The 24,173-nt window shown below is 41.9% G+C and carries 20 protein-coding genes, 1 rRNA gene and 1 riboswitch; of the genes, 20 read left to right on the forward strand and 1 reads right to left on the reverse strand.

The genetic code is table 11. The annotated features are described in order from the left end of the window. The 14 genes from rrf to purD form a co-directional block, all read left to right on the forward strand. A 5S ribosomal RNA gene (gene rrf / locus HNR53_RS21580) occupies window positions 1-95 on the forward strand; the annotation flags it as partial. Window positions 96-870: 775 nt separating this feature from the next. After that, window positions 871-1,065 carry an NETI motif-containing protein gene (locus tag HNR53_RS21585; RefSeq protein WP_184529988.1) on the forward strand — a complete coding sequence of 65 codons (195 nt, stop codon included), beginning with the start codon at window positions 871-873 and terminating at the stop codon, window positions 1,063-1,065. Between the two features lie 155 nt (window positions 1,066-1,220). Further along, window positions 1,221-1,320: riboswitch (purine riboswitch) on the forward strand. 307 nt (window positions 1,321-1,627) lie between these two features. Then, entirely contained in the window at window positions 1,628-2,116 is a 489-nt protein-coding gene (gene purE / locus HNR53_RS21590; protein ID WP_184529990.1) for a 5-(carboxyamino)imidazole ribonucleotide mutase, read from the forward strand. Next, window positions 2,109-3,227, forward strand: a complete 1,119-nt coding sequence (gene purK / locus HNR53_RS21595) for a 5-(carboxyamino)imidazole ribonucleotide synthase (RefSeq protein ID WP_184529992.1) — start codon at window positions 2,109-2,111, stop codon at window positions 3,225-3,227. Before purE ends, purK begins: the two co-directional genes overlap by 8 nt. Before the next feature lie 34 nt (window positions 3,228-3,261). After that, entirely contained in the window at window positions 3,262-4,554 is a 1,293-nt protein-coding gene (gene purB / locus HNR53_RS21600; RefSeq protein ID WP_184529994.1) for an adenylosuccinate lyase, read from the forward strand. A gap of 131 nt (window positions 4,555-4,685) precedes the next feature. After that, a complete protein-coding gene (purC, locus tag HNR53_RS21605; protein WP_184529996.1) occupies window positions 4,686-5,405 on the forward strand; it encodes a phosphoribosylaminoimidazolesuccinocarboxamide synthase in 720 nt (239 codons plus the stop codon). Then, window positions 5,398-5,652 carry a phosphoribosylformylglycinamidine synthase subunit PurS gene (gene purS / locus HNR53_RS21610; RefSeq protein WP_184529998.1) on the forward strand — a complete coding sequence of 85 codons (255 nt, stop codon included), beginning with the start codon at window positions 5,398-5,400 and terminating at the stop codon, window positions 5,650-5,652. Before purC ends, purS begins: the two co-directional genes overlap by 8 nt. Continuing rightward, a complete protein-coding gene (gene purQ, locus HNR53_RS21615) occupies window positions 5,649-6,332 on the forward strand; it encodes a phosphoribosylformylglycinamidine synthase subunit PurQ (RefSeq protein ID WP_184530000.1) in 684 nt (227 codons plus the stop codon). Before purS ends, purQ begins: the two co-directional genes overlap by 4 nt. After that, entirely contained in the window at window positions 6,316-8,535 is a 2,220-nt protein-coding gene (purL, locus tag HNR53_RS21620; RefSeq protein ID WP_184530002.1) for a phosphoribosylformylglycinamidine synthase subunit PurL, read from the forward strand. The genes purQ and purL overlap by 17 nt, the downstream gene beginning before the upstream one ends. Then, window positions 8,520-9,959, forward strand: a complete 1,440-nt coding sequence (gene purF / locus HNR53_RS21625; protein ID WP_184530004.1) for an amidophosphoribosyltransferase — start codon at window positions 8,520-8,522, stop codon at window positions 9,957-9,959. The genes purL and purF overlap by 16 nt, the downstream gene beginning before the upstream one ends. 170 nt (window positions 9,960-10,129) lie before the next feature. Then, window positions 10,130-11,161 (forward strand): phosphoribosylformylglycinamidine cyclo-ligase, encoded by a 1,032-nt coding sequence (purM, locus tag HNR53_RS21630; protein WP_184530006.1) that lies wholly within the window; start codon window positions 10,130-10,132, stop codon window positions 11,159-11,161. A 53-nt stretch (window positions 11,162-11,214) separates the two neighbouring features. Beyond that, entirely contained in the window at window positions 11,215-11,796 is a 582-nt protein-coding gene (gene purN / locus HNR53_RS21635; protein WP_184530008.1) for a phosphoribosylglycinamide formyltransferase, read from the forward strand. Between the two features lie 106 nt (window positions 11,797-11,902). Further along, on the forward strand, window positions 11,903-13,438 hold the full coding sequence (gene purH / locus HNR53_RS21640) for a bifunctional phosphoribosylaminoimidazolecarboxamide formyltransferase/IMP cyclohydrolase (protein ID WP_184530010.1): 1,536 nt from the start codon (window positions 11,903-11,905) through the stop codon (window positions 13,436-13,438). Between the two features lie 126 nt (window positions 13,439-13,564). Beyond that, entirely contained in the window at window positions 13,565-14,836 is a 1,272-nt protein-coding gene (purD, locus tag HNR53_RS21645; RefSeq protein ID WP_184530012.1) for a phosphoribosylamine--glycine ligase, read from the forward strand. An 84-nt stretch (window positions 14,837-14,920) separates the two neighbouring features. On the opposite strand, the gene HNR53_RS21650 is transcribed toward purD, so the two are convergent. Then, window positions 14,921-15,205, reverse strand: coding sequence for a YgaP family membrane protein (locus tag HNR53_RS21650; RefSeq protein WP_343065372.1), 285 nt, complete (start codon window positions 15,203-15,205; stop codon window positions 14,921-14,923). 143 nt (window positions 15,206-15,348) lie between these two features. On the opposite strand from HNR53_RS21650, the gene HNR53_RS21655 reads away from it, so the two are divergent. The 6 genes from HNR53_RS21655 (at window position 15,349) to ligA (ending at window position 24,170) form a co-directional block, all read left to right on the forward strand. Further along, complete coding sequence (locus HNR53_RS21655) at window positions 15,349-17,094, forward strand: adenine deaminase C-terminal domain-containing protein (RefSeq protein WP_184530014.1); 1,746 nt, start codon at window positions 15,349-15,351, stop codon at window positions 17,092-17,094. Between the two features lie 47 nt (window positions 17,095-17,141). Further along, window positions 17,142-18,188 (forward strand): DUF3048 domain-containing protein, encoded by a 1,047-nt coding sequence (locus tag HNR53_RS21660; protein ID WP_184530016.1) that lies wholly within the window; start codon window positions 17,142-17,144, stop codon window positions 18,186-18,188. A 173-nt stretch (window positions 18,189-18,361) separates the two neighbouring features. Beyond that, window positions 18,362-18,688 (forward strand): YerC/YecD family TrpR-related protein, encoded by a 327-nt coding sequence (locus HNR53_RS21665; protein ID WP_184530054.1) that lies wholly within the window; start codon window positions 18,362-18,364, stop codon window positions 18,686-18,688. Window positions 18,689-18,887: 199 nt separating this feature from the next. Next, window positions 18,888-19,565, forward strand: coding sequence for a heptaprenylglyceryl phosphate synthase (gene pcrB, locus HNR53_RS21670; protein ID WP_184530018.1), 678 nt, complete (start codon window positions 18,888-18,890; stop codon window positions 19,563-19,565). 75 nt (window positions 19,566-19,640) lie between these two features. After that, window positions 19,641-21,887: a DNA helicase PcrA gene (gene pcrA / locus HNR53_RS21675; protein WP_184530021.1), complete on the forward strand. Its 2,247-nt coding sequence runs from the start codon at window positions 19,641-19,643 to the stop codon at window positions 21,885-21,887. A gap of 276 nt (window positions 21,888-22,163) precedes the next feature. Further along, entirely contained in the window at window positions 22,164-24,170 is a 2,007-nt protein-coding gene (ligA, locus tag HNR53_RS21680; RefSeq protein WP_184530023.1) for an NAD-dependent DNA ligase LigA, read from the forward strand. Window positions 24,171-24,173: the final 3 nt, after the last annotated feature.

The following is a 24,173-nucleotide window of genomic DNA, read 5'->3' on the forward strand; positions in this document are numbered from 1 at the left end:
GTCACACCCGTTCCCATCCCGAACACGGAAGTTAAGCTTCTCAGCGCCGATGGTAGTTGGGGCTTTGCCCCTGTGAGAGTAGGACGCCGCCAAGCAAGCCAAAGAGTACCCTGAGTGGGTGCTCTTTTTTTGTATATGATAAAAGGCTCGAAAGAGCCGCAAACGAAACAAAAAAAGGTTCTACGCATAAAACTCATTCCAACACAAGAGTGAAGCAAAGCTTCACGGACCCTCTAGGCTCCAATATCCAGAAATCATTAAAGACCCCGCCATCCAATAACCGCAAAAAAAGGCCGCTACTCTTGTATTTGAATAGCGGCTTCAAATTACTCAATAGAAAAGGGTGAGAGGTATTTTTTCTATTGAGTGTTAAGATTATTACATTGAAATAATGCAAATATCTCTACTCCTTTTGAATCCAATTGAAAGAATGTCCCACTAGCCTGTTTCTTTTCACATAAACTGATTGTTAGAGGTAGATCAGTTAACACAGCTGGCAAAATGTAAAAGTGAAAAGGAAGAGAATAATGATGCATTCCTCAAGTCCATTTGTAGAAATATAACATTATTTGCGCGCAATCCCATATTAAATCACAATGTAAGGGTTTACATCAGTCGAAGGAACTAATATCGACGAAATTCGGACTTTTGTAACAAATTTTGGATAAATGAATAATTGTTCAAGTATAATACAAGAGCAATGCTCCTATCATTTTAAACCATCACTGATTTGGAGAAGCTATTAATGAATCATCATATTAACCGATATATGGAGATAATTAATACAATTTTTCAATCTATATTATATAGAGGCATCTGGACAAGAATCGTACTGAAACGAAATACTAATGGATAAAGAAGGGGAAGGTAATGAAGAAAGTATATGAAGTAGAAGAGAATGAAACAATCGGTCAATGTCTCGACCGTATCCAGAAAGATGGATATATGCCAGTCAAACGAACTGAGAAGCCCATATTCAAGGAAGAAAAAGAAGGAGGTGAAATAAAATATGTGCCTGCAGGCAGAAGGATTGTGTTTGAAGCAAAAAAGGCCGAAGTACGATAAAACCGAACGATAGGCATGACCAATCTTTGAGTCAAACCAAATATTTTCGCGAAAAATCACGAAATATATCAAATCCGAACAATAATAATCATCTTAAAATGATTGTTCGCTATTTCTATTGACATTCTGTACATAGACTTGTAATATGGGTATGTGAAAAAAATCGTGAATACCCTCATATAATAATGGGAATAGGCCCATAAGTTTCTACCTGGTTACCGAAATAACCGGACTATGAGGGGGAGTCAATTGCCCGGAAGCTGGATTAAAGAGTTTGATATAAACTATTAATCTATGTCTTATTATGCCCTTTAACAGTCCGGACAGATTGCTTTCTCTTATAGAGTGAGAGGCTTCTGTCCGGACTTTTTTGTACTTTGTTGCACAGTCTTGTTGATCCGAATGATTACAGTTATTTTTAATCCAAGAAAAGCCGGTCATTTTCAACAAGCGTCTTTAACAAAGTTTTTTTTTGGAATAATAAATACTTGAAGGTATTTATCATTATACAGTAATGAAAATTCTGGTTTCATGATTAATCTAAAAATGCAGGAGGGATTCGATGAACGCCCAAGTTGCCGTGATCATGGGTAGTAAGTCAGACTGGGAAACAATGCGTCATGCATGTGATATGCTGGAGAAATTTGATATTCCTTATGAAAAGAAAGTTGTTTCAGCGCACAGAACGCCTGATTTAATGTTTGAATTTGCCGAAGGGGCAAGAGCTAAAGGCATAAAGGTCATTATTGCGGGTGCAGGGGGTGCGGCACACTTACCTGGTATGGTAGCAGCAAAAACGACTTTGCCCGTAATCGGTGTACCGGTTCAGTCAAAAGCATTGAATGGACTTGATTCCTTACTGTCCATTGTACAAATGCCAGGGGGTATCCCTGTTGCAACAGTTGCAATCGGTAAAGCAGGAGCAACCAATGCCGGCCTTTTAGCAGCCCAAATCCTGGCTGCATTTGATCATAAATTAGCTGCCAATCTGGAAGAATACAGATTGGAGATGAAAAAAGCCGCTATAGAAAGTAGTGATCAGCTTGTCTAACAAAGTAATACTGCCAGGTCAAACGATAGGAATTATCGGTGGAGGACAGCTTGGGAGGATGATGGCACTTGCTGCGAAGGCACAAGGTTTTCGTATTGCTGTTCTTGATCCTACCGATGATTGTCCGTGCGCTCAAGTTGCTGATATAGCGATTACTGCTGCCTATGATGATCTGTCTGCCATTAAACAATTGGCGGATGTCAGTGACGTCATCACATATGAATTTGAAAATATTGATGCGGATTGCCTAAAGTGGCTCAATGAAAACACTTATGTTCCACAAGGTGTGAAACTGCTCGAAATCACTCAGAACCGGATAACTGAAAAAGTAGCGATTCAGCATGCCGGCGTTGAGGTGGCACCATATGCCGTCATTGAAAGTGAAGAGGACATAAGAAAAGGGCTGGCGGAGCTTGGTTATCCTGCCGTTCTAAAAACAGCCAGAGGCGGTTATGACGGAAAAGGACAGTTCGTCATTAAACAAGAAGATGAAATTTCTAAAGCTGCCACCCTCTTGAATGCAGGGATTTGTGTCCTCGAGAAATGGATTCCGTTTGAAAAAGAAATCTCAGTTATTGTTTGCCGAAATAGTAATAGTGAAACAGCTGTTTTTCCAGTAGGGGAAAACATTCACCGCGATAATATTCTTCACGAAACGATCGTTCCGGCAAGAATTGATGAAAAAGCACGGCAAGCAGCAATTAAAATAGCTGCTCAATTAGCTGAGAGATCGCAGCTAGTTGGTACTCTGGCAGTGGAAATGTTTGTCACTAGTGATGGCATTTACGTAAATGAATTGGCGCCAAGACCGCATAATTCTGGTCATTACAGCATTGAAGCCTGTGAAACATCGCAGTTTGAACAGCATATCCGTGCCGTCTGCAATTGGCCTTTAGGCAGTACAGAATTGCTAAAGCCGGCTGTAATGGTCAATATTCTTGGGGAACACCAGGCGGGAATCATTGAAAAAATCCCAGAGTTTAACAACTGGAAAATTCATTTATATGGAAAAAAAGATGCCAAAGAGAAAAGAAAAATGGGGCACGCGACCATTTTACGCCATTCCATTGAGGATGCGCTTAAGGAAATTGACGAAAGCAATATATGGTAAAATGACAGTAGCAGAATAGAGCGGAGGAAAACATATGATAGATCGTTACACAAGACCAGAAATGGGTGCCATTTGGACCGAAGAAAACAAATATAAAGCATGGCTTGAAGTAGAAATATTAGCTGATGAGGCATGGGCAGAGCTTGGAGTCATTCCAAAGGAAGATGTAGCGAAGATTCGCGAAAATGCTTCATTTGATATTGAACGGATTTATGAAATTGAAAAAGAAACAAGACATGACGTAGTAGCTTTTACCCGTGCTGTTTCGGAAACATTAGGCGATGAAAGAAAATGGGTTCATTATGGTTTAACATCAACAGATGTTGTGGATACAGCCTGGTCTTATCTAATCAAACAAGCCAATACCATTCTTTTAAACGATATCGAAAATTTCATTGAAGTGTTAAAAAATAAAGCTCAAGAACATAAATATACAGTTATGATGGGACGTACTCATGGAGTTCATGCTGAACCAACAACATTTGGTTTGAAAATGGCCCTGTGGTATGAAGAAATGAAACGCAATTTGGAACGTTTTAAAATTGCCGCTGAGGGTATCGAATACGGGAAAATTTCCGGTGCAGTCGGCACATACGCAAATATTGACCCATTTGTAGAAAAGTATGTATGTGAAAAGCTTGGAACAAAACCAGCCCCAATTTCTACGCAAACATTACAAAGAGATCGCCATGCTCATTATATGTCCGCGATTGCCCTTATTGCGACATCAATCGAGAAATTCGCCGTCGAAATACGCGGTTTGCAAAAGAGTGAAATCCGTGAAGTGGAAGAAGCATTTGCTAAGGGTCAAAAAGGATCATCTGCAATGCCTCATAAACGGAATCCAATCGGCTCAGAAAACATGTGCGGTATGGCGCGTGTGATTCGCGGCTATATGATGACTGCTTATGATAATGTAGCATTATGGCATGAACGGGATATCTCCCACTCATCTGCGGAACGCGTCATTATCCCAGATGCAACTATCGCATTAAATTATATGTTAAATCGCTTCGGTAATATCGTGAAGAACTTAACGGTTTTCCCTGACAACATGAAACGTAATATGGAACGTACGCATGGTCTTATCTATTCACAACGTGTATTGCTTGCTTTAATTAATAAAGGTCTTGTAAGAGAAGAAGCTTATGATACTGTACAAAAGAGAGCGATGGAGGCTTGGGATAAACAAGTTTCTTTCCGCTCTTTGGTTGAAGCTGATGAAAAAATTACTGCAAAACTTTCGTCAGAAGAAATTGCCGATTGCTTTGACTATAATTACCATCTGAAAAATGTAGATCCGATCTTTACAAGACTGGGTCTGTAATAAATTAAAATCCCCGCCTGCATTAAGCTCCGGGACGAGTCATTCAGTACGGAAATGAATACTTTAAGATCAGGATAAGTCTTAGAAGGCTGGCCTTACAGGCTGGCCTCATGAAAAAGGGAGGCTTCTTAATGGAAAAAGGTGCACAGCTATACGAAGGCAAAGCAAAGAAAATTTATGCAACAGATGATGATCAAGTTGTATGGATTGAATATAAAGATTCGGCAACTGCTTTTAATGGCGTTAAAAAGGCAGAAATTGCCGGTAAAGGCCGTTTAAACAATGAAATAACTAGTTTGATTTTTGAAAAACTAAAAGAAAAAGGGATCGAATCTCATTTCATTAAACGCATTTCAGAAACGGAACAGCTTGTCAAAAAAGTCACCATCGTTCCACTTGAAACAGTTGTTCGCAATACAGCTGCAGGAAGCTTTTCAGCAAGACTGGGCGTAGAAGAAGGTACGAAACTATCAAGACCGATTGTTGAATTTTATTATAAAGACGATGCGTTAGGCGACCCGCTTTTAACAGATGATCATATTGAAGTGCTAGAGCTTGCGACAAAAGAAGAAAAAGAATTAATTAAAGAAAAAGCTCTTCAGGTCAATGAAGTATTGTCAAGCCTTTTTGCTGAACTTAACATTAAATTGATTGATTTCAAGCTTGAATTTGGTAAAGATGCCGAAGGAAATATCCTGCTTGCAGATGAAATCTCGCCTGACACTTGCCGACTGTGGGATGCTGAAACCAATCAAAAGCTAGATAAAGACGTTTTCCGCCGTGACCTGGGAAATTTAACGGATGTATATGAAATTATTTTAGCCAAATTAGGAGGCAGCCAAAATGTATAAAGTAAAAGTATATGTGACGTTGAGAGAAAGTGTATTAGATCCACAAGGAGCAGCAGTAATGCATTCATTGCATGCAATGAGCTACAACGAAATTTCCGATGTTCGTATCGGTAAATATATGGAACTGCAAGTTGAAAAATCTGACCGCCCGGTTGAAGAGGTAGTAAAAGAAGTTTGTGACCGTTTGCTGGCGAACCCGGTAATTGAAGACTACCGCTTTGAAATTGAGGAGGCTGTTGCTCAGTGAAGTTTGCAGTCATCGTTTTTCCAGGATCAAACTGCGATATAGACATGTATCATGCAATTAAGGATGAATTAGGCGAAGAAGTTGAGTATGTATGGCACGATACTGAAAGCCTAGAAGGATATGACGGAATTCTGCTTCCAGGCGGTTTCTCCTATGGAGACTATTTACGCTGCGGCGCGATTGCCCGTTTCAGTAATGTCATGAAGGAAGTTGTAAAGGCCGCTGAAGCCGGCAAACCGGTGCTTGGTGTGTGCAACGGATTCCAAATTTTATTGGAAGCTGGACTATTGCCAGGAGCGATGAAAAGAAACGAAAGCCTTCAATTTATCTGCCGTCCGGTTGAATTAAAGGTTGTCAATAATGAAACAATGTTCTCCAATGTGTATGAAAAAGATGAAGTTATCACCATTCCAATTGCCCATGGAGAAGGAAATTACTACTGTGATGAAGAAACACTTGCTGCATTAAAGAAAAATAATCAAATTGTTTTCACATATGAAAGTAATCCAAACGGCAGCCTTGTAGATATTGCCGGAATCGTGAATGAAAAAGGAAATGTATTAGGAATGATGCCGCACCCTGAGAGAGCTGTAGATGAGCTTTTAGGCGGTGCTGATGGTCTGAAGTTATTCCAATCAATCGTCAAACAATGGAGGGAAACACATGTCGTTAAAGCTTGAACCAAGTGCGGAGCAAATTAAACAAGAAGAAATTTACAAAAGCATGGGCATGACGACCGAAGAGTTTGCGATGGTTGAAAAGATTCTTGGCCGTCTGCCTAACTACACAGAATTGGGATTATTTTCTGTAATGTGGTCAGAGCACTGCAGTTATAAAACATCAAAACCAGTGCTAAAAAGATTCCCAACAACGGGTGAACGTGTATTAATGGGACCTGGTGAAGGAGCCGGTGTTGTTGATATCGGTGATGAACAGGCCGTCGTTTTCAAAATTGAAAGCCATAACCATCCATCCGCAATTGAACCGTATCAAGGAGCAGCTACAGGTGTCGGCGGAATTCTCCGTGATATTTTTTCAATGGGAGCAAGACCGATTGCCATGTTGAACTCACTTCGATTCGGTGAGCTGGACTCTTCGGCACGTACGCAATATCTATTTAAAGAAATTGTTGCCGGGATTGCCGGATATGGTAACTGTATCGGGGTTCCAACTGTAGCCGGAGAAATTTATTTTGACCCATGCTATGAGGGAAATCCATTAGTAAATGCGATGTGTGTCGGTCTTATTGATCATAAAGACATTCAAAAAGGTCAGGCGAAAGGGACAGGAAATACTGTCATGTATGTCGGTGCAAAAACTGGCCGCGACGGTATCCATGGAGCCACATTTGCTTCAGAGGAATTAACAGAAGCATCTGAAGAGAAAAGACCGGCTGTTCAAGTAGGGGACCCATTTATGGAAAAACTATTACTTGAAGCGTGTCTGGAAGTGGTGAAGTCTGATGCACTGATCGGGATTCAAGATATGGGTGCTGCTGGACTTATCAGTTCTTCATCGGAAATGGCAAGTAAAGCCGGTTACGGAATTGAAATGAATCTTGATTTAGTACCGCAGCGCGAGACAGGTATGACACCATACGAAATGATGCTTTCGGAATCACAAGAACGTATGCTTCTTGTCGTACAAGTCGGCCGTGAAGATGAAATCAAGAAAATTTTTAAGAAATATGATTTAGATTGCGTGGCAGTAGGTAAAGTAACGGATGATAAAATGGTTCGTCTGTTTCATAAAGGAGAGATCGCTGCAGAGGTACCGGCAGACGCTCTTGCTGAAGATGCACCTGTTTACCATATGCCTTCAGAAGAACCTGCGTACTATCGCGAGTTTCAGGCAATGGAAAGTAAAGTTCCTGAGATCACAAATTATGAAGAAACCCTTGTTAAGCTGTTGAAACAGCCAACCGTTGCAAGCAAAGAATGGGTTTATGACCAATATGATTATATGGTACGGACAAATACAGTCGTTGCACCTGGTTCGGATGCTGGTGTTCTTCGAATTCGCGGGACAAGAAAAGCTCTTGCAATGACAACGGATTGTAATGCAAGATACATCTACTTAGATCCGGAAACAGGCGGGAAAATTGCTGTTGCTGAAGCAGCGAGAAACATCGTCTGCTCAGGAGCTGAGCCGCTTGCGATTACAGACTGCTTAAACTTCGGAAATCCACAGAAACCGGAAATTTTCTGGCAGCTTGAAAAGTCAGCAGATGGTATGAGTGCAGCATGTACAGAATTAAAAACTCCTGTCATTGGCGGAAACGTTTCTTTATATAATGAAACGAACGGAACAGCCGTTTATCCAACTCCTGTTGTGGGGATGGTGGGACTTGTTAAAGACATCGATCATATTACGACGCAGTCCTTTAAACAAGCCGGCGATTTCATTTATGTATTAGGTGAAACAAAAGACGAGTTTGGCGGAAGCGAACTGCAAAAATTATTAGAAGGCCAAATTTCAGGGAAATCTCCTGAAATTGACTTAGCTGTTGAAGCGAAGTATCAAAAGGCTGTCCTTGATGCGATCCAAGCGGGTCTTGTAGCATCTGCACATGATTTAGCCGAAGGCGGACTTGCTGTAGCTTTAGCAGAAAGTTTAATTGATGCAAAAGGATTAGGTGCAAAAGTGGATGTAACAGGAAATCCAGTATCGGCACTATTTAGTGAATCACAATCACGTTTCTTATTAACTGTGAAAAAAGAACATCAATCTGAATTTGAAAAATTGACAGGCGCCACTTTAATTGGTGAAGTAACAGAAGAGCCATTACTGCAAATGCTTCATAACGGGGCAACAATCGTTAATACTCCTGTTGAAACATTAGAGTCTGCTTGGAGAGGAGCTATTCCATGCTTGCTGAATTAAAAGGGATGAATGAAGAATGCGGTATATTTGGTATTTGGGGGCATGCTGATGCTGCTCAAATTACCTATTACGGTCTTCATAGTTTGCAGCACCGCGGTCAAGAAGGCACAGGAATTGCGGTTTCCGATGGGAAAAGCGTGAAATTGGTAAAAGGTGAAGGTCTTGTTACTGAAATTTACACAGCTGACGCCATGAAGGAACTGCAAGGAGGAAAAGCTGCAATCGGTCATGTCCGCTATGCAACAGCAGGCGGAAGCGGTTATGAAAATGTGCAGCCGCTTGTATTCCACTTTCAGACAGGAAGTCTTGCCCTTGCCCATAACGGGAATTTAGTCAATGCTGAACAATTAAAAGGTCAATTAGAGGGTCAGGGAAGTATTTTTCAAACAAGCTCAGATACAGAGGTTTTAGCCCATCTAATTAGAAGGGGCGGAACAGCTCTTTATAAAGAGAGGGTAAAAAATGCTTTAAGTATGATTAAAGGAGCTTTCGCCTTTCTGATTATGACTGAAACAGAAATGCTGGTGGCACTGGATCCGAATGGAATGCGTCCTTTATCACTGGCAAAACTGGGCGATGCTTATGTAGTCGCATCTGAAACATGTGCATTTGATGTAGTCGGTGCGGAATTTATCCGTGATATTTTACCGGGTGAACTTTTGATTATTGATGACAATGGCTTTCGTTCCGAAATGTATGCCCAGTCGTCACATCAAGCGATGTGCATGATGGAGTATGTTTATTTTTCCCGTCCGGACAGCAATATTAATGGGATTAATGTTCATTCCGCACGGAAACGCCTTGGTAAAAAATTGGCGGAAGAAGCAAAAATTGAAGCGGACGTTGTCACAGGTGTACCTGATTCAAGTATTTCTGCGGCAATCGGCTATGCAGAAGCTGCCGGGATTCCATATGAATTGGGATTAATCAAGAATCGTTATGTCGGTCGTACGTTCATCCAGCCTTCGCAATCACTGCGGGAACAAGGGGTTAAAATGAAGCTTTCTCCTGTTCGCGGCGTTGTGGAAGGAAAACGGGTGATCATGGTGGATGACTCGATTGTCCGTGGAACGACATCTAGACGTATTGTGAACATGCTTCGCGATGCAGGTGCCACTGAAGTGCATGTTGTCATTAGTTCGCCGCCAATTAAAAATCCGTGCTTCTATGGAATTGATACATCTACCAGAGAAGAACTGATTGCCAGCGACAAATCGATTGAGGATATCAGACAAATCATTGGAGCAGATACATTAACCTTCCTAAGTGCAAAAGGAATGGTTGAGGCGATTGGCCGTGAAGATGGAAGTGAAACCGGCGGGCACTGTTTGGCATGTTTCACTGGAAAATATCCAACTGAAATCTATCCAAAACAGCATAAAGAAGAGCATGAAGAATCAGATGCTTTGACAGCGAAGAACTAATCGAAAAGCAGAACAGTCCATTGATTTTCCTTTCGGGACCATACATTGATGATAGTATGTTTCTCGAAAGGCAAATCTTGCTGTATTACAGGATATATATTTTTTTAAAAAATAAGTGCCGGTTGTTAAAGCGTTAAATAACCGGCTAAAACCGTTAATGGAGGATCGATATGGCCAAAGCATATGAACAAGCAGGTGTAAATATTGAAGCTGGCTATGAGGCTGTGCAACGGATGAAAAAGCATGTTCAAAAAACAATGAGACCCGGTGTCCTTGGAGGATTAGGCGGTTTCGGCGGCATGTTTGATTTATCAACATTAAATTTGAAAGAACCTGTTCTCGTATCCGGTACAGACGGAGTTGGAACAAAGTTAATGCTTGCCTTCATGATGGATCGCCACGACACGATCGGCATTGATGCCGTTGCGATGTGTGTTAATGATATTGTCGTTCAGGGAGCAGAACCGATTTATTTCTTAGATTACATTGCCTGTGGTAAAGCAGACCCGGCAAAAATTGAAGCCATTGTGAAGGGCGTTGCTGATGGCTGTGAACAAGCAGGCTGTGCCCTTGTTGGCGGCGAGACTGCAGAAATGCCTGGAATGTACAGCGAAGAAGAATATGATTTAGCCGGTTTTTCTGTTGGAGCATGCGAAAAAAGCGGTCTTATTACAGGTCAGGACATCAAATCAGGCGATGTATTGATTGGGTTGGCATCAAGCGGTATTCACAGCAATGGCTATTCACTTGTCCGCAAAATCTTCTTCCAGGATGCAAAAATGAATGTGAACGATCATGTGGAAGAATTGGGAAGTACGCTTGGCGAAGAATTATTAAAACCGACAAAAATTTATGTAAAACCTATTTTAGAAGCGTTGAAGAAGTTTCCTTTAAAAGGACTCGCTCATATTACCGGCGGCGGTTTTATCGAAAATATACCGCGTATGCTGCCTGAAGGACTTGGAGCACATTTACAAGAGGAAAAATGGGAAGTACCGGCTGTATTTAATTTAATGCAATCTCTCGGAAGATTGGACCGATTAGATATGTATAACACATTTAATATGGGAACAGGGATGGTTATTGCGGTTGATGAAAAGGATGCACAAGCAGTCCTTGACCACTTCAATGCTGCCGGGGAAAAAGCATACGCAATGGGAACGGTAACTGATGCTTCGGGAATTCAAATAGATTTAAAATAAGGCATCCATAAACAGGGTATACGCACTGTATTAGGAAAACGGAGGAAAGTTTCATGAAAAAGATTGCTGTGTTTGCTTCCGGCAGCGGGACAAATTTCCAAGCGATTATTGATGCCATCAAATCGGGTGCTATAGATGCATCCATTCAACTATTAGTATGTGACCATACAGATGCTTATTGTGTGAAACGAGCTGAAGCGGAAAATATTCCAACCTTCACCTTTACGGCGAAAGAATACGAAAATAAAGCAGCTTATGAAAAAGCCATTCTCGAAAAGCTGCATGAGAGCCAGGTAGAATTTATTGCGCTAGCGGGCTATATGCGTTTAATCGGACATACATTATTAGCTGCTTTCCAAGGGAAAATGGTAAATATACATCCTTCCTTGCTTCCGTCCTTTCCAGGAAAAGACGCCATTGGACAAGCTTTAGCAGCAGCAGTAAACGAAACCGGCGTCACAATCCATTATGTTGATGAAGGTATGGATACAGGACCTATCATTGATCAGCAATCAGTAACCATTGAGGAAAATGAGACTTTGGAAAGCTTGGCAGAGAAAATTCATGCAGTTGAGCATAAGTTATATCCTGCCGTTTTACAAAGACTATTTCAAACTGAAAAAGCAGCGAAATAAATTCATATAACAAAGGCTGTTTTTACGATATAAATGGCTAGCAGGACAATAATTTATGGGAAATTTCTATTAAGTCAGGTGAACAAATTACCAGGGGAGGAAACTCATGAAAAAACGTGCATTAATTAGTGTATCTGATAAAACTGGGGTAGTAGAATTTGCAAAACAATTAGCGGGTCTTGGCTTTGAAATCATTTCAACCGGCGGTACGAAAAAAGCATTGGCTGACAATGGAGTACCCGTTATCGGAGTAAGTGATGTAACTGGATTCCCTGAAATTTTGGATGGACGTGTAAAAACATTAAATCCTTTAATTCATGGCGGTCTTTTAGCGAAATTTGACGATCCAAGTCATGTTGCGCAAATGACTGAACATAAAATTGACCCAATTCAAATTGTTTGTGTTAATCTTTATCCATTCCAGCAAACCATCGAAAAACCAGATGTCACCGTAGACGACGCGATTGAAAATATTGATATCGGCGGGCCAACCATGCTGAGATCTGCTGCGAAAAACCATCAATATGTAGCAGTTGTTGTCGATCCAGCTGATTATGAAAAAGTCATCAGCGACTTAAAAGAAGCCGGTGAAGTTAAATTTGAAACAAAACGTGCATTAGCTGCTAAAGTATTCCGCCACACAGCAGCATATGATTCCATTATTGCCGGCTACATGACTGAGTTAGTTGGTCTTGAAACTCCGGAAAAATTAACGGTTACATATGAATTAAAGCAGCCGCTGCGTTATGGAGAAAACCCGCATCAAAAAGCTGCTTTCTATCAAAAGCCGCTTGGTTCAAAATTCTCCATTGCCTATGCGACACAATTACATGGAAAAGAGCTTTCTTATAATAACATCCATGACGCTGATGCTGCATTGCAAATGGTAAGAGAATTTGATGCCCCTGCAGCAGTAGCCGTTAAGCATATGAATCCATGCGGAATTGGTACTGGCAGCGATATTTTCGATGCTTTTGAAAAAGCATTTGCCGCTGACCCGGTTTCTATTTTTGGCGGTATCATTGCCCTGAACCGTGAAGTAGATAAAAAGACTGCGGAAAAGCTTCATGAAATTTTCCTTGAAATCGTGATTGCTCCTTCATTCACTGAAGAAGCTTTAGCTGTTTTAACATCTAAGAAAAATATTCGTTTGTTAACCATCGACTTCAATGAACAAGGAACAAAGGAAATGACCCTCACTTCTGTTGAAGGCGGACTGTTAACACAGGATGCAGACCGTCATTCACTTGATGATGCAAACATTACGGTTGCAACTGACAGACAGCCTACTGAAGAAGAGTGGGAAGCATTAAAATTCGGCTGGAAAGTGGTAAAACACGTTAAATCAAATGCAATTGTGGTATCTGATAAACACATGACACTTGGAATCGGTGCTGGTCAAATGAACCGTGTAGGCTCTGCTAAAATTGCTCTTGAACAAGCAGGGGAAAAAGCAAAAGGTGCTGCCTTGGCTTCTGATGCCTTCTTCCCAATGGATGATACAGTAGAAGCAGCAGCGAAAGCCGGCATTACAGCTATTATCCAAACTGGCGGATCGATTAAAGATGCAGATTCCATTAAAAAAGCAAATGAATATGGCATTGCTATGGTATTAACCGGCGTTCGCCATTTCAAACATTAATCAACAGATTTTTGCGTCGATATTGCAGCGGGAGCTTTAGCCGTTTTGTTTTGAAATGAAACGACCGCATCATTTGAATTTCGACATGAACATTACCAAACATTAAAATCGCGGGAGCTGAGAAGAATGAATGTATTGGTTATCGGCCGCGGCGGCCGTGAACATGCGATTTGCCGGAAAGTAAAAGAAAGTTCAAAGGTAGAAACTGTTTATGCAGCACCAGGAAATGCAGGAATGGTCGATGTTGCTGAGCTCGTTCAAATTGATGAAAGCAGCCAAGAACAGCTTGTTGAATTTGCTAAAGCAAATAATGTAGGTCTAACGATTATTGGTCCTGAAGTACCTCTATTAGCGGGACTTGCGGATAGATTTGAAGCGGCTGGATTAAAGGTATTCGGACCGAAACAAAAAGCGGCTGAAATTGAAGGAAGTAAGTCTTTTGCCAAGGAGTTAATGCAAAAGTACCAAATCCCAACAGGAGCATATGCTGTATTTACTGATTATGAAAAGGCAGTAGCCTATGTGAAAGAACAGGGAGCGCCAATCGTTATTAAAGCAGACGGACTTGCAGCTGGTAAAGGGGTTACGGTTGCATTAACATTGGATGATGCCTTGGCTTCACTTAAAGAGATGATGGTAGATGCTAAATTTGGTGATGCTTCAGCAACTGTTGTTGTCGAAGAGTTTTTAGCAGGAGAGGAATTCTCTCTTATGGCATTGGTGAATGGTGAAAAGGTTATTCCATTGGAAATTGCCCAGGATCATAAGCGCGCTTATGATGGTGATAAAGGACCGAATACAGGCGGTATGGGTGCCTATTCACCAGTTCCACATATTGGTGAGGAAACGGTGAATATTGCCATTGAGACAGTGTTGAAGCCGGCTGCAGCCGCCATGGTAAAAGAAGGCCGTGATTTTTGCGGTGTTCTTTATGCAGGCTTGATTAAAACAGAGGATGGTCCAAAGGTTATTGAATTTAATGCCCGTTTTGGCGACCCAGAAACACAGGTTGTTCTTCCAAGAATGAATTCTGATCTTGTTGAAGTATTGGAAAAGGTCATTGCCGGCGAGGATGTTGCCATCGATTGGGATGATAAATCGATGATCGGTGTGGTAGTAGCAGCGAACGGATATCCTGAAGACTATGAAAAAGGTGCAGTACTGCACGGTCTGGATGCTGTTGCAGAGGAAGTATTTGTTTTCCATGCAGGTACTAAAACAAGCGCTAACGGAGAATTCGAAACAAACGGCGGCCGTGTTCTGCTTGCAGGCGCGAAAGCTGATTCCCTTAAAGATGCCCAGCAGGCCGTTTATAAAGGACTTGAAAAACTTCAATGTGATGGAGTCTTCTACCGTAAAGATATCGGTTTCAGAGCGATTGCAGCACAACAAGCCTAACAGCAAAAAAAGAAGGCAGAGGAATTGTGAACTCTGCCTTCTTTTTTGATCTTCTTGGACATACTTTTATAGTACAGACAATAATTAAGTTGGATTATAATCAAGCGGTTCTTCTAAATCTGATTCAGTGCTGGTCTGTTTTGTTTTCAGTTGAATACAGCATTCTTCTTTTTGCAGCAGCGCGGTTATCGGGCAATAACGGACAATTCCCTCCGCAACCTTCATCGCTCCGCAGATCATCATGAATAAATAAGTATTCCGCCAAGGCATCCTGGTCATTTTCGTTGTGGCCCATGCAAGAATAGTCAGACCGGCAGTAATTCTGATCAACGCATTGATGATCCCAATATTTTCTTTCACTTTCATCATTTTATATGACCCCCATTCACTAACAAATATTTTCACTAAATATTAAAATCTCTTTAGTGCGTTAAAAGATAAAGTATGTTACTATAGATAACAAATCACCTATAGTGTTAACAAAAATGTGGAACAAAAGGAGGGGTGTTTTTATGCTGGAACAGCGCTACCGCTGGAAAAATAAGCAATTACGTGAACACGTTGCTATCATCGACGGCAAGCATGCACCAACCTTATTATTAAAAAACGCCCGATATTTAAATCAAATATTCCGTCAATGGATGACTGCAAATATATGGATTTATGAAGATCGTATCGTGTATGTTGGTGACCAATTGCCATCCCGCCTGGACGGTTGTGAAATCGTAGATTGTTCAGATATGCACTTAGTCCCGGGTTATATTGAACCTCATGCCCATCCGTTTCTTTTATATAATCCCCTATCTTTGGCTGCGTATGCATCGAAGTTTGGGACAACGACGCTAATCAATGATAACCTTGTTTTGTTTTTACAAACCGAAAAAAAGAAAGCGTTTTCTTTCCTTCGTGAAATGAGGCATATACCTACTAGTATGTACTGGTGGTGCCGTTTTGATTCACAGACAGAAATACAATTTGAAGAACAAACATTCTCACATAGCCATATTAAATCGTGGCTGGAGCACGATGCTGTCCTGCAAGGGGGAGAATTAACCGGTTGGCCTAAATTATTAGACGGCGATGATATGATGCTCCATTGGATTCAGGAAGCCAAAAGAATGCGAAAGAAAATTGAGGGTCATTTTCCGGGCGCTTCTGAAAAAACACTGGCAAAAATGAATCTGCTTGGCGCAGACAGCGATCACGAAGCCATGACCGGAAAGGAAGTATACGATCGCCTGATGCAAGGGTATATGGTATCACTTCGTAATTCCGGCATTCGTGCTGATTTAGCTAAGCTTTTGCATGAAATACATGAGCTGGGAATCACAACATATGATAAATTTATGCTCACAACGGATGGTTCAACCGCTAATTTCTATGAAAAAGGAATTATTGATAATATGATCCGCATAGCTATTGAAAACGGTGTACCGATCATTGACGCCTATAATATGGCTACCATTAATGTGGCCCGTTATCATAATATCGAATATTTACATGGGAATATTGCCACAGGAAGAATTGCCAATATTAATTTCTTAACGGATGAAAAAAATCCTACTCCTGTATCGGTTTTGGCGAAAGGAAAATGGGTTAAACGTAACGGTGTGCATCATCCGGAATTGTATGAGCCGCTGAATTGGAGTGAATATGATCTAGAGCCTTTAGAAATGGATTGGGATTTAACAATGGAAGATCTGCAATTCTCTATGCCGTTTGGTATATCAATGGAAAATGCGGTCATTACAAAACCTTATTCGATTTCCATTGATGTCTATAATGACCAACTCGAACACAGTGAAGATGAATGCTTCTTCATGCTGGTGGACCGCCAAGGTAAATGGAGAATCAATACATTGGTGAAGGGCTTTGCAAAAAACCTTTCCGGCCTGGCTACTTCTTTCTCTCATACCGGTGATATTATCCTGATTGGAAAAAGGAAATCTGACTTATTAAAGGCCTTTGCCAGAATGAAGGAGATTGGCGGGGGGATAGTGATTGCTGAAAACGGAGAAATAATCAAGGAAATCTCATTGCCTCTTAAAGGTTTGATGTCTAATAAAAATCTGGATGAACTTATTATAGAATTAAAGGATTTTGCTCATTATTTGCGTGAAAAGGGATATCGATTCGAGGATCCATTCCATTCTTTGCTATTTTTCTCTACTACGCATTTGCCCTACATTCGGGTAACACCGAGAGGGATGTACGACGTTATGAATAAAATGATACTCTTTCCGACTATAATGCGTTAAAATGTAAAAGAGTGCAGGAAAGAATAGAACATAATGAGGTGTTTTCCATGTTGAGAAGGTGGCTGGTCTTATTCGCAGCAGCCCTGCTGATCACAGCCGGCTGCAGCAAAAAAGAACCTGTAGTGCAAAACAACGAGGAACCAAATCATGATGTAACAGGAGAGCCGCAGCAAGAAGAAAAGGAACAGGAATATTCTTTTTACTATCCTCTTACAGGCATCGGCACTGAAGAGGCAGCAGACGGAAGAGCTGTTGCTGTAATGGTGAATAATCATCCTGCAGCAAGACCGCAATCTGGACTGAATAAAGCAGATATTGTTTATGAGGTACTAGCGGAGGGAAATGTGAATCGGTTTCTTGCTATTTTTCAAAGTGAGCAGCCGGAAAGAATTGGACCTGTCCGCAGCGCCCGGGATTATTATATTGAACTGGCCAAGGGCTATGACAGCATGTATGTGGCTCACGGGAACAGTCTTACTGCCGAGAGGCTCTTGAAAAGCGGTTATATTGATAACTTAAATGGCTTGTATTATGATGGAACGCTCTTTGAAAGGGTAAGTTTTCGAAAAGCACCGCACAATTCATATATTTCATTTGCAAACATCCTAAAAGGTGCAGAACAAAAAGACTATGATATGGAAGATGAGCCGGATCCGCTGACATTTTTATCAGAGACTGAAGTGGAGAAATTAGCAGGTGCTGCTGTGAAAAAGGTGTCCATCTCCTATCATGACCAATTGTTTAACTCATCCTTCGCGTTTGATGAGGAAACACAAAAATATAAGCGATTTTCAAATGGAGCGCAAACAGTCGATTACGATACCGATGAACCTGTTTTAGTAGACAATATTTTCGTTGTAGAAACGGCACATAAAATCGTCAGTGATGTAGGACACCGGGAAATTGACCTTACTTCCGGAGGCAGGGCTTTTTTATTCCAAAAGGGCCAGATGTTTGAAGTAGAATGGGAAAATGCTGCTGGAAGGATCCTGCCGTATTTAAACGGAAAGCCTGTCGGATTGGTTCCGGGAAAAACATGGATTAATATTATTCCTGTAAAGACCGGTCTCGATCAAGATGTCACTTATGAATAAGACGGTATGAAGGAGTTGCAGCCGAACGGCTGTCTAACTGGGCTGAACTCGCGTTTAGTGCAGGGAAACGTTTAATAAATCGTATCGTTGGCAATGATTTGGATGGAATGAATGGAATCGAAATAGGTTTGATTGGACCAGCTTTTGCAGCTCGTAAAAAGGAGAAATAAATGATGCAAATTGATAAATTAAGAGGAAGTGCATTAGATCAATTATTTGAGGCCATCCTTTCACTAAGAGATGTAGAGGAATGTTACCGCTTTTTCGATGATCTGTGTACCGTAAATGAAATTCAATCCTTGGCTCAGCGCTTGGAAGTTGCCAGAATGCTGAGAGAAGGAAAAACGTATCACTCGATTGAATCGGAAACCGGAGCAAGTACAGCGACGATTTCCCGTGTGAAACGCTGCTTAAACTATGGAAATGATGCCTACGAAATGGCATTAGAACGTGTAAAAGAAAAACAAAAAAGCCAAGAAGCGGAAGCGGCAGAAGAATAACAAAAAACCGATGGAGAAGGATTCCATCGGTTTTTTGCTGTCTTCCATCTCCGTCACGAGAGAAAAAGGGGATGGAAGGGAAAGAAAGATGCCTATTTCCTTAGTTCGCCGTCCCCAAAAACATCACCGAATATATTTTTTTAATCGATGCTGGGATGATATAATGTTTAGATGTAATGACAGAATGGAGGCAGTTTGCATGTACGATGTTCGTGAATGGAGGCATGTTTTTAAGCTTGATCCAAATAAAACGATATCTGATGAAGCACTGGAAAAGTTATGTGAATCAGGAACCGATGCGATAATCATTGGTGGTACGGATGGTGTAACACTGGAAAATATATTAAATCTAATGGCCAGGGTCCGCCGCTATGCCGTCCCATGCGGATTAGAGATTTCTTCTATCGAGACGGTTACACCCGGTTTTGATCTTTATTTTATTCCAACCGTATTAAACAGTGCTGATACGAAATGGATTACCGGACTTCAGCATGAGGCGTTGAAGGAATACGGGGAGCTGATGAACTGGGAGGAGTTTTTAGTCCAAGGTTATTGTATTTTAAATGAGGATTGTAAAGCTGCTAAACTAACGGATGCCAACACGAAATTAACTAAAGACGATGTGGCGGCCTATGCCATGTTGGCAGAAAAGATGTTTCATCTGCCCATTTTTTACTTAGAATACAGCGGTTCATATGGCGACCCTTCCTTTGTGGCAGAAGCGAAGAAAAAGCTTGACCACACCCTGCTATTTTACGGCGGCGGCATTACAAGCCGCAGTCAGGCTGAAGAAATGGCAGAATTGGCTGATGTCATTATTGTCGGAAATATTATTTATGAAGATATCAATGCAGCATTGCAAACTGTTTTGAAGTAATTCGGACATTGATTATGGGGACATAAAGGTATAAAATAGGAACAAACGTTTGTTTAAGGCGGTGTATAAATAATAATGAATTTTTTATCGGAAAAATTGTTAAACGGCTTAAACCCGCAGCAGCAAAAAGCCGTGAAGGCAACAGAAGGCCCCTTGCTGCTCATGGCAGGTGCCGGAAGCGGCAAGACAAGGGTACTGACTCATCGTATTGCTTTTTTAATGGTCGAAAAAGGGGTGAATCCCTACAATATTCTTGCCATTACCTTCACAAATAAGGCCGCGCGCGAGATGAGGGAACGGATTTATCAGTTGATGGGCGGCGCTGCAGATGAAATCTGGATTTCTACCTTTCACTCCATGTGCGTAAGAATTCTCCGCCGGGATATTGATCGAATCGGATTTAACCGGAATTTTACCATATTAGATACTACGGATCAGCAGTCTGTGGTCAAAGCGATTCTCAAGGATAAGAATATTGACCCGAAAAAGTATGACCCGCGTGCCCTTCTAGGAGCCATCAGTTCTGCGAAAAATGAATTAATTGACCCGGAAAAATACGGCAGCTTAGCGAATGGCTACTTTGAACTGGTTGTGAGCGATGTCTATAAGGAGTACCAAAAACGCCTGCAGAAAAACCAGGCCCTCGACTTCGATGATCTCATCATGCTAACGATTAAACTTTTCACACGAGTACCGGATGTTCTTGAATATTACCAGCGGAAATTCCAATATATCCACGTTGATGAGTATCAGGATACCAATAAATCCCAGTATACGCTTGTTAAACTATTGGCTGCACGTTTCCAAAATTTATGCGTCGTCGGTGATTCGGACCAATCGATATACCGCTGGCGCGGCGCGGATATTACAAATATCCTCTCATTTGAAAAAGATTACCCAAGAGCGCAAACGATCCTGTTGGAACAAAATTACCGCTCAACGAAGCGGATCCTTCAGGCAGCAAACCATGTGATCTCACATAACCACAACCGTAAAGAGAAGAATTTATGGACAGAAAACCCTGAGGGGAATAAAATTCAATATTACAGAGCGGACAGTGAACAGGGAGAAGCCCAGTTTGTTGTTGGGAAAATGAAGGAGCTTGTGCAAAAGGAAAACAGGAAATGGTCGGAAATAGCGATCCTTTACCGGACCAATGCCCAGTCCCGTGTAATGGAGGAAGCGCTCCTAAAGTCCAATATTGAGTATTCCATCGTAGGCGGAACAAAATTCTATGATCGGAAGGAAATTAAAGATATCCTTGCTTACCTGCGCCTGATTGCCAATCCAAACGACGATATCAGTTTGACAAGGGTCATTAATGTACCGAAACGAGGAATCGGCTCCAGTTCAGTCGACAAAATAGCAAACTTTGCCTTGAGACATGATATATCAATGTATGAGGCACTCGCATCGATTGACCTGATTGGATTAAGTCCAAAAATTACGAAGGCAGCTTCAGAATTCAGAAATATAATCAGCGGCTATACGCAAATGCAGGAGTACTTATCGGTAACAGAACTTGTGGAAGAGGTACTGGAGAAAACGGGCTATCGTGAAATGCTCAAAGCGGAAAAGTCCATTGAAGCCGAAAGCCGTCTGGAAAACTTAGAGGAATTTCTTTCTGTTACGAAAAACTTCGAAGAAAACAGTGAAGACAAAAGTTTAATCGGCTTTTTAACAGACCTGGCATTAGTCGCAGATATTGATAAATTAGATGATGACGGCGGCAAAACAGATGCTGTGGTATTAATGACGCTTCACTCGGCAAAAGGTCTTGAATTCCCGGTCGTTTTCCTTATCGGTCTGGAAGAAGGCGTATTTCCTCACAGCCGCTCACTTGCAGAACCAGAGGAAATGGAAGAAGAGAGACGTTTGATGTATGTTGGCTGTACCCGCGCTGAAAAGCAGCTCTTTATTACAAATGCGCAGATGAGAACGTTATTCGGCCGGACCAACTTGAATCCCCCTTCCCGTTTTATTAAAGAAATACCGGAGGAATTATTCGAAGGGATCGATCCGTCGCGAAAAAGCAGACAAGTTCAAGCTCAGAGTGCAGCGGGCGCGGGTGCACCGTTTGCGTCTAGAGCGCGCCATCCTCAGGCACAGCGCAAAGCTGTCATGAGACCGGCTGTAACCTCGACAGGCGGCAATGAAGCACAATGGAAGGTAGGAGACAAGGCTGAGCATGGCAAATGGGGCATTGGCACAGTTGTCAGTGTCAGAGGAGCCGGTGAAGGGACAGAGCTTGATATTGCCTTTCCAAGTCCTGTCGGCATTAAACGTCTGCTGGCAAAATTCGCCCCAATAAAACAAGTATAACTTTATTCAGCAAGTTTTTTTGCGACGAGTAATCGCAGGAGCAGAAGTCCCCCATTTCTATAAGTGGCATGGATGAATGCATTACTTTACCAATTCAGTGGGGGTTCAAACCCCGGCTGAATAAGAGATAAGAGTGCGCCTCCGGCGGATGCCTCGATTTTTCAAAGGAAATTTTTCGAGCGAGCTCGTGAGTATAGGGCGCAAATACGCCAAGGCGCATTTGATTGATTAGCAAAAAATAATTTCTTACAAAGTTTTGCAGGAAAGGAAGCTTGTATGGACCTTCAAAATGCTGAAAAGAAAATAAATGAATTACGCCAAGCGTTAAACCAGTATAACTATGCGTATTATGTTCTGGACAACCCGACCGTAACGGATGCTGAATATGACCGGCTTTACCGCGAGTTAGCTTCTCTGGAGGAGGAGCATCCGGAATTGATTACACCTGATTCGCCGACACAGCGCGTCGGCGGTCAGGTGCTTGAAATGTTCAATAAAGTACAGCATGAATCACCGATGCTCAGCTTAGGAAATGCGTTCGGTCCTGAAGATTTACGGGATTTTGACAGGCGGGTAAGACAAGCTGTCGGCGATCATATTTCCTATGTATGTGAATTGAAAATTGACGGTCTTGCTATCTCATTAAAATATGAAAATGGGTTATTTGTGCAGGGAGCAACCCGTGGGGACGGCATGACAGGTGAGGACATTACCGCTAATTTAAAAACAATCCGTTCCATTCCGCTTAAGTTAAACGATCCGCTAACGCTTGAGGTGCGCGGGGAGGCTTATATGCCAAAGCGTTCATTTGAAAAATTAAATCAAGAAAAAGAGGAAAACGGAGAAGAACCGTTTGCTAATCCACGCAACGCTGCAGCCGGTTCTTTAAGACAGCTCGATCCAAGAATTGCGGCATCCAGGCATTTAGATATCTTTTTATATGCACTGGCTAATGTAGTGAATATCGGTGTTGAATCCCATAGCGAGAGCCTTGATTGGCTTGAGCAGCTCGGCTTTAAAACAAACCAAGAACGGAAAAAATGTGCCAGCATGGAAGAAGTAATTTCTTTTATTGATGGCTGGGTTGAAAAAAGACCTCATCTGCCATATGAAATTGACGGGATCGTCGTGAAGGTGGACTCGTTAGCACAGCAGGACGAGCTTGGAACAACAGCGAAAAGTCCGCGCTGGGCCATTGCGTACAAGTTTCCGGCTGAAGAAGTGGTCACAACCCTGCTTGATATTGAATTAAATGTTGGCCGTACCGGTGTCGTCACTCCGACCGCGGTTTTAACCCCGGTAAAGGTGGCAGGTACGACGGTACAGCGGGCGTCATTGCATAATGAGGATTTGATTCGCGAGAAGGATATCAGAATCGGCGATCAGGTAGTGATCAAGAAAGCCGGAGATATTATCCCTGAAGTTGTAAACGTGGTTCCAGAAGGAAGAACTGGTGAGGAGCAGGAATTCAGAATGCCGGAACACTGTCCTGAGTGTGAAAGTGAACTTGTCCGCTTAGAGGGCGAAGTCGCGCTGCGCTGTATTAATCCGAAATGCCCGGCTCAGATCCGTGAGGGGTTGATTCATTTTGTTTCCCGTACCGCGATGAATATTGATGGTCTGGGTGAAAAGGTCGTCAGCCAGCTGTTTGCGGAAAAATTAATTAAAGATGTAGCAGACCTTTATAAATTAACACGCGAACAATTGCTTGCTCTGGAGCGGATGGGGGAGAAATCTGTATCAAACCTTTTAGCCGCCATTGAAGCCTCAAAGATCAACTCGCTTGAAAGGCTGTTATTTGGGATCGGCATCCGCCATGTTGGAGCGAAGGCGGCGAAAACATTGGCACTGGAATTTGAACATATGGACAGATTAGCTGCTGCAACCCGCGAAGAATTGACATCTATCAATGAAATCGGTGAAAAAATGGCCGACTCGATTGTTACTTTTTTCGAACAGGAAGAGGCAAAAGATCTGATTCAAGAACTGAAGGATGTTGGGGTAAACATGGCCTATACCGGTACTAGACCGGCTGCGGTTAGTCAATCTGACTCTTATTTTGCCGGCAAAACGGTTGTTTTGACCGGGAAACTAGCGATTTTGACCAGAAATGAAGCGAAAGAGAAAATCGAAGCGTTAGGCGGAAATGTCACTGGAAGTGTAAGCAAAAAAACGGATCTCGTGATTGCTGGAGAAGATGCAGGTTCGAAACTAAAAAAAGCAGAAGAATTAGGAATTGCTGTGTGGAATGAGGAGAGACTGGTTGAAGAACTATCAAAGTAAGAG

The sequence above is a fragment of the Bacillus benzoevorans genome (assembly GCF_014207535.1).
Taxonomy (GTDB): domain Bacteria; phylum Bacillota; class Bacilli; order Bacillales; family Cytobacillaceae; genus Bacillus_BD; species Bacillus_BD benzoevorans.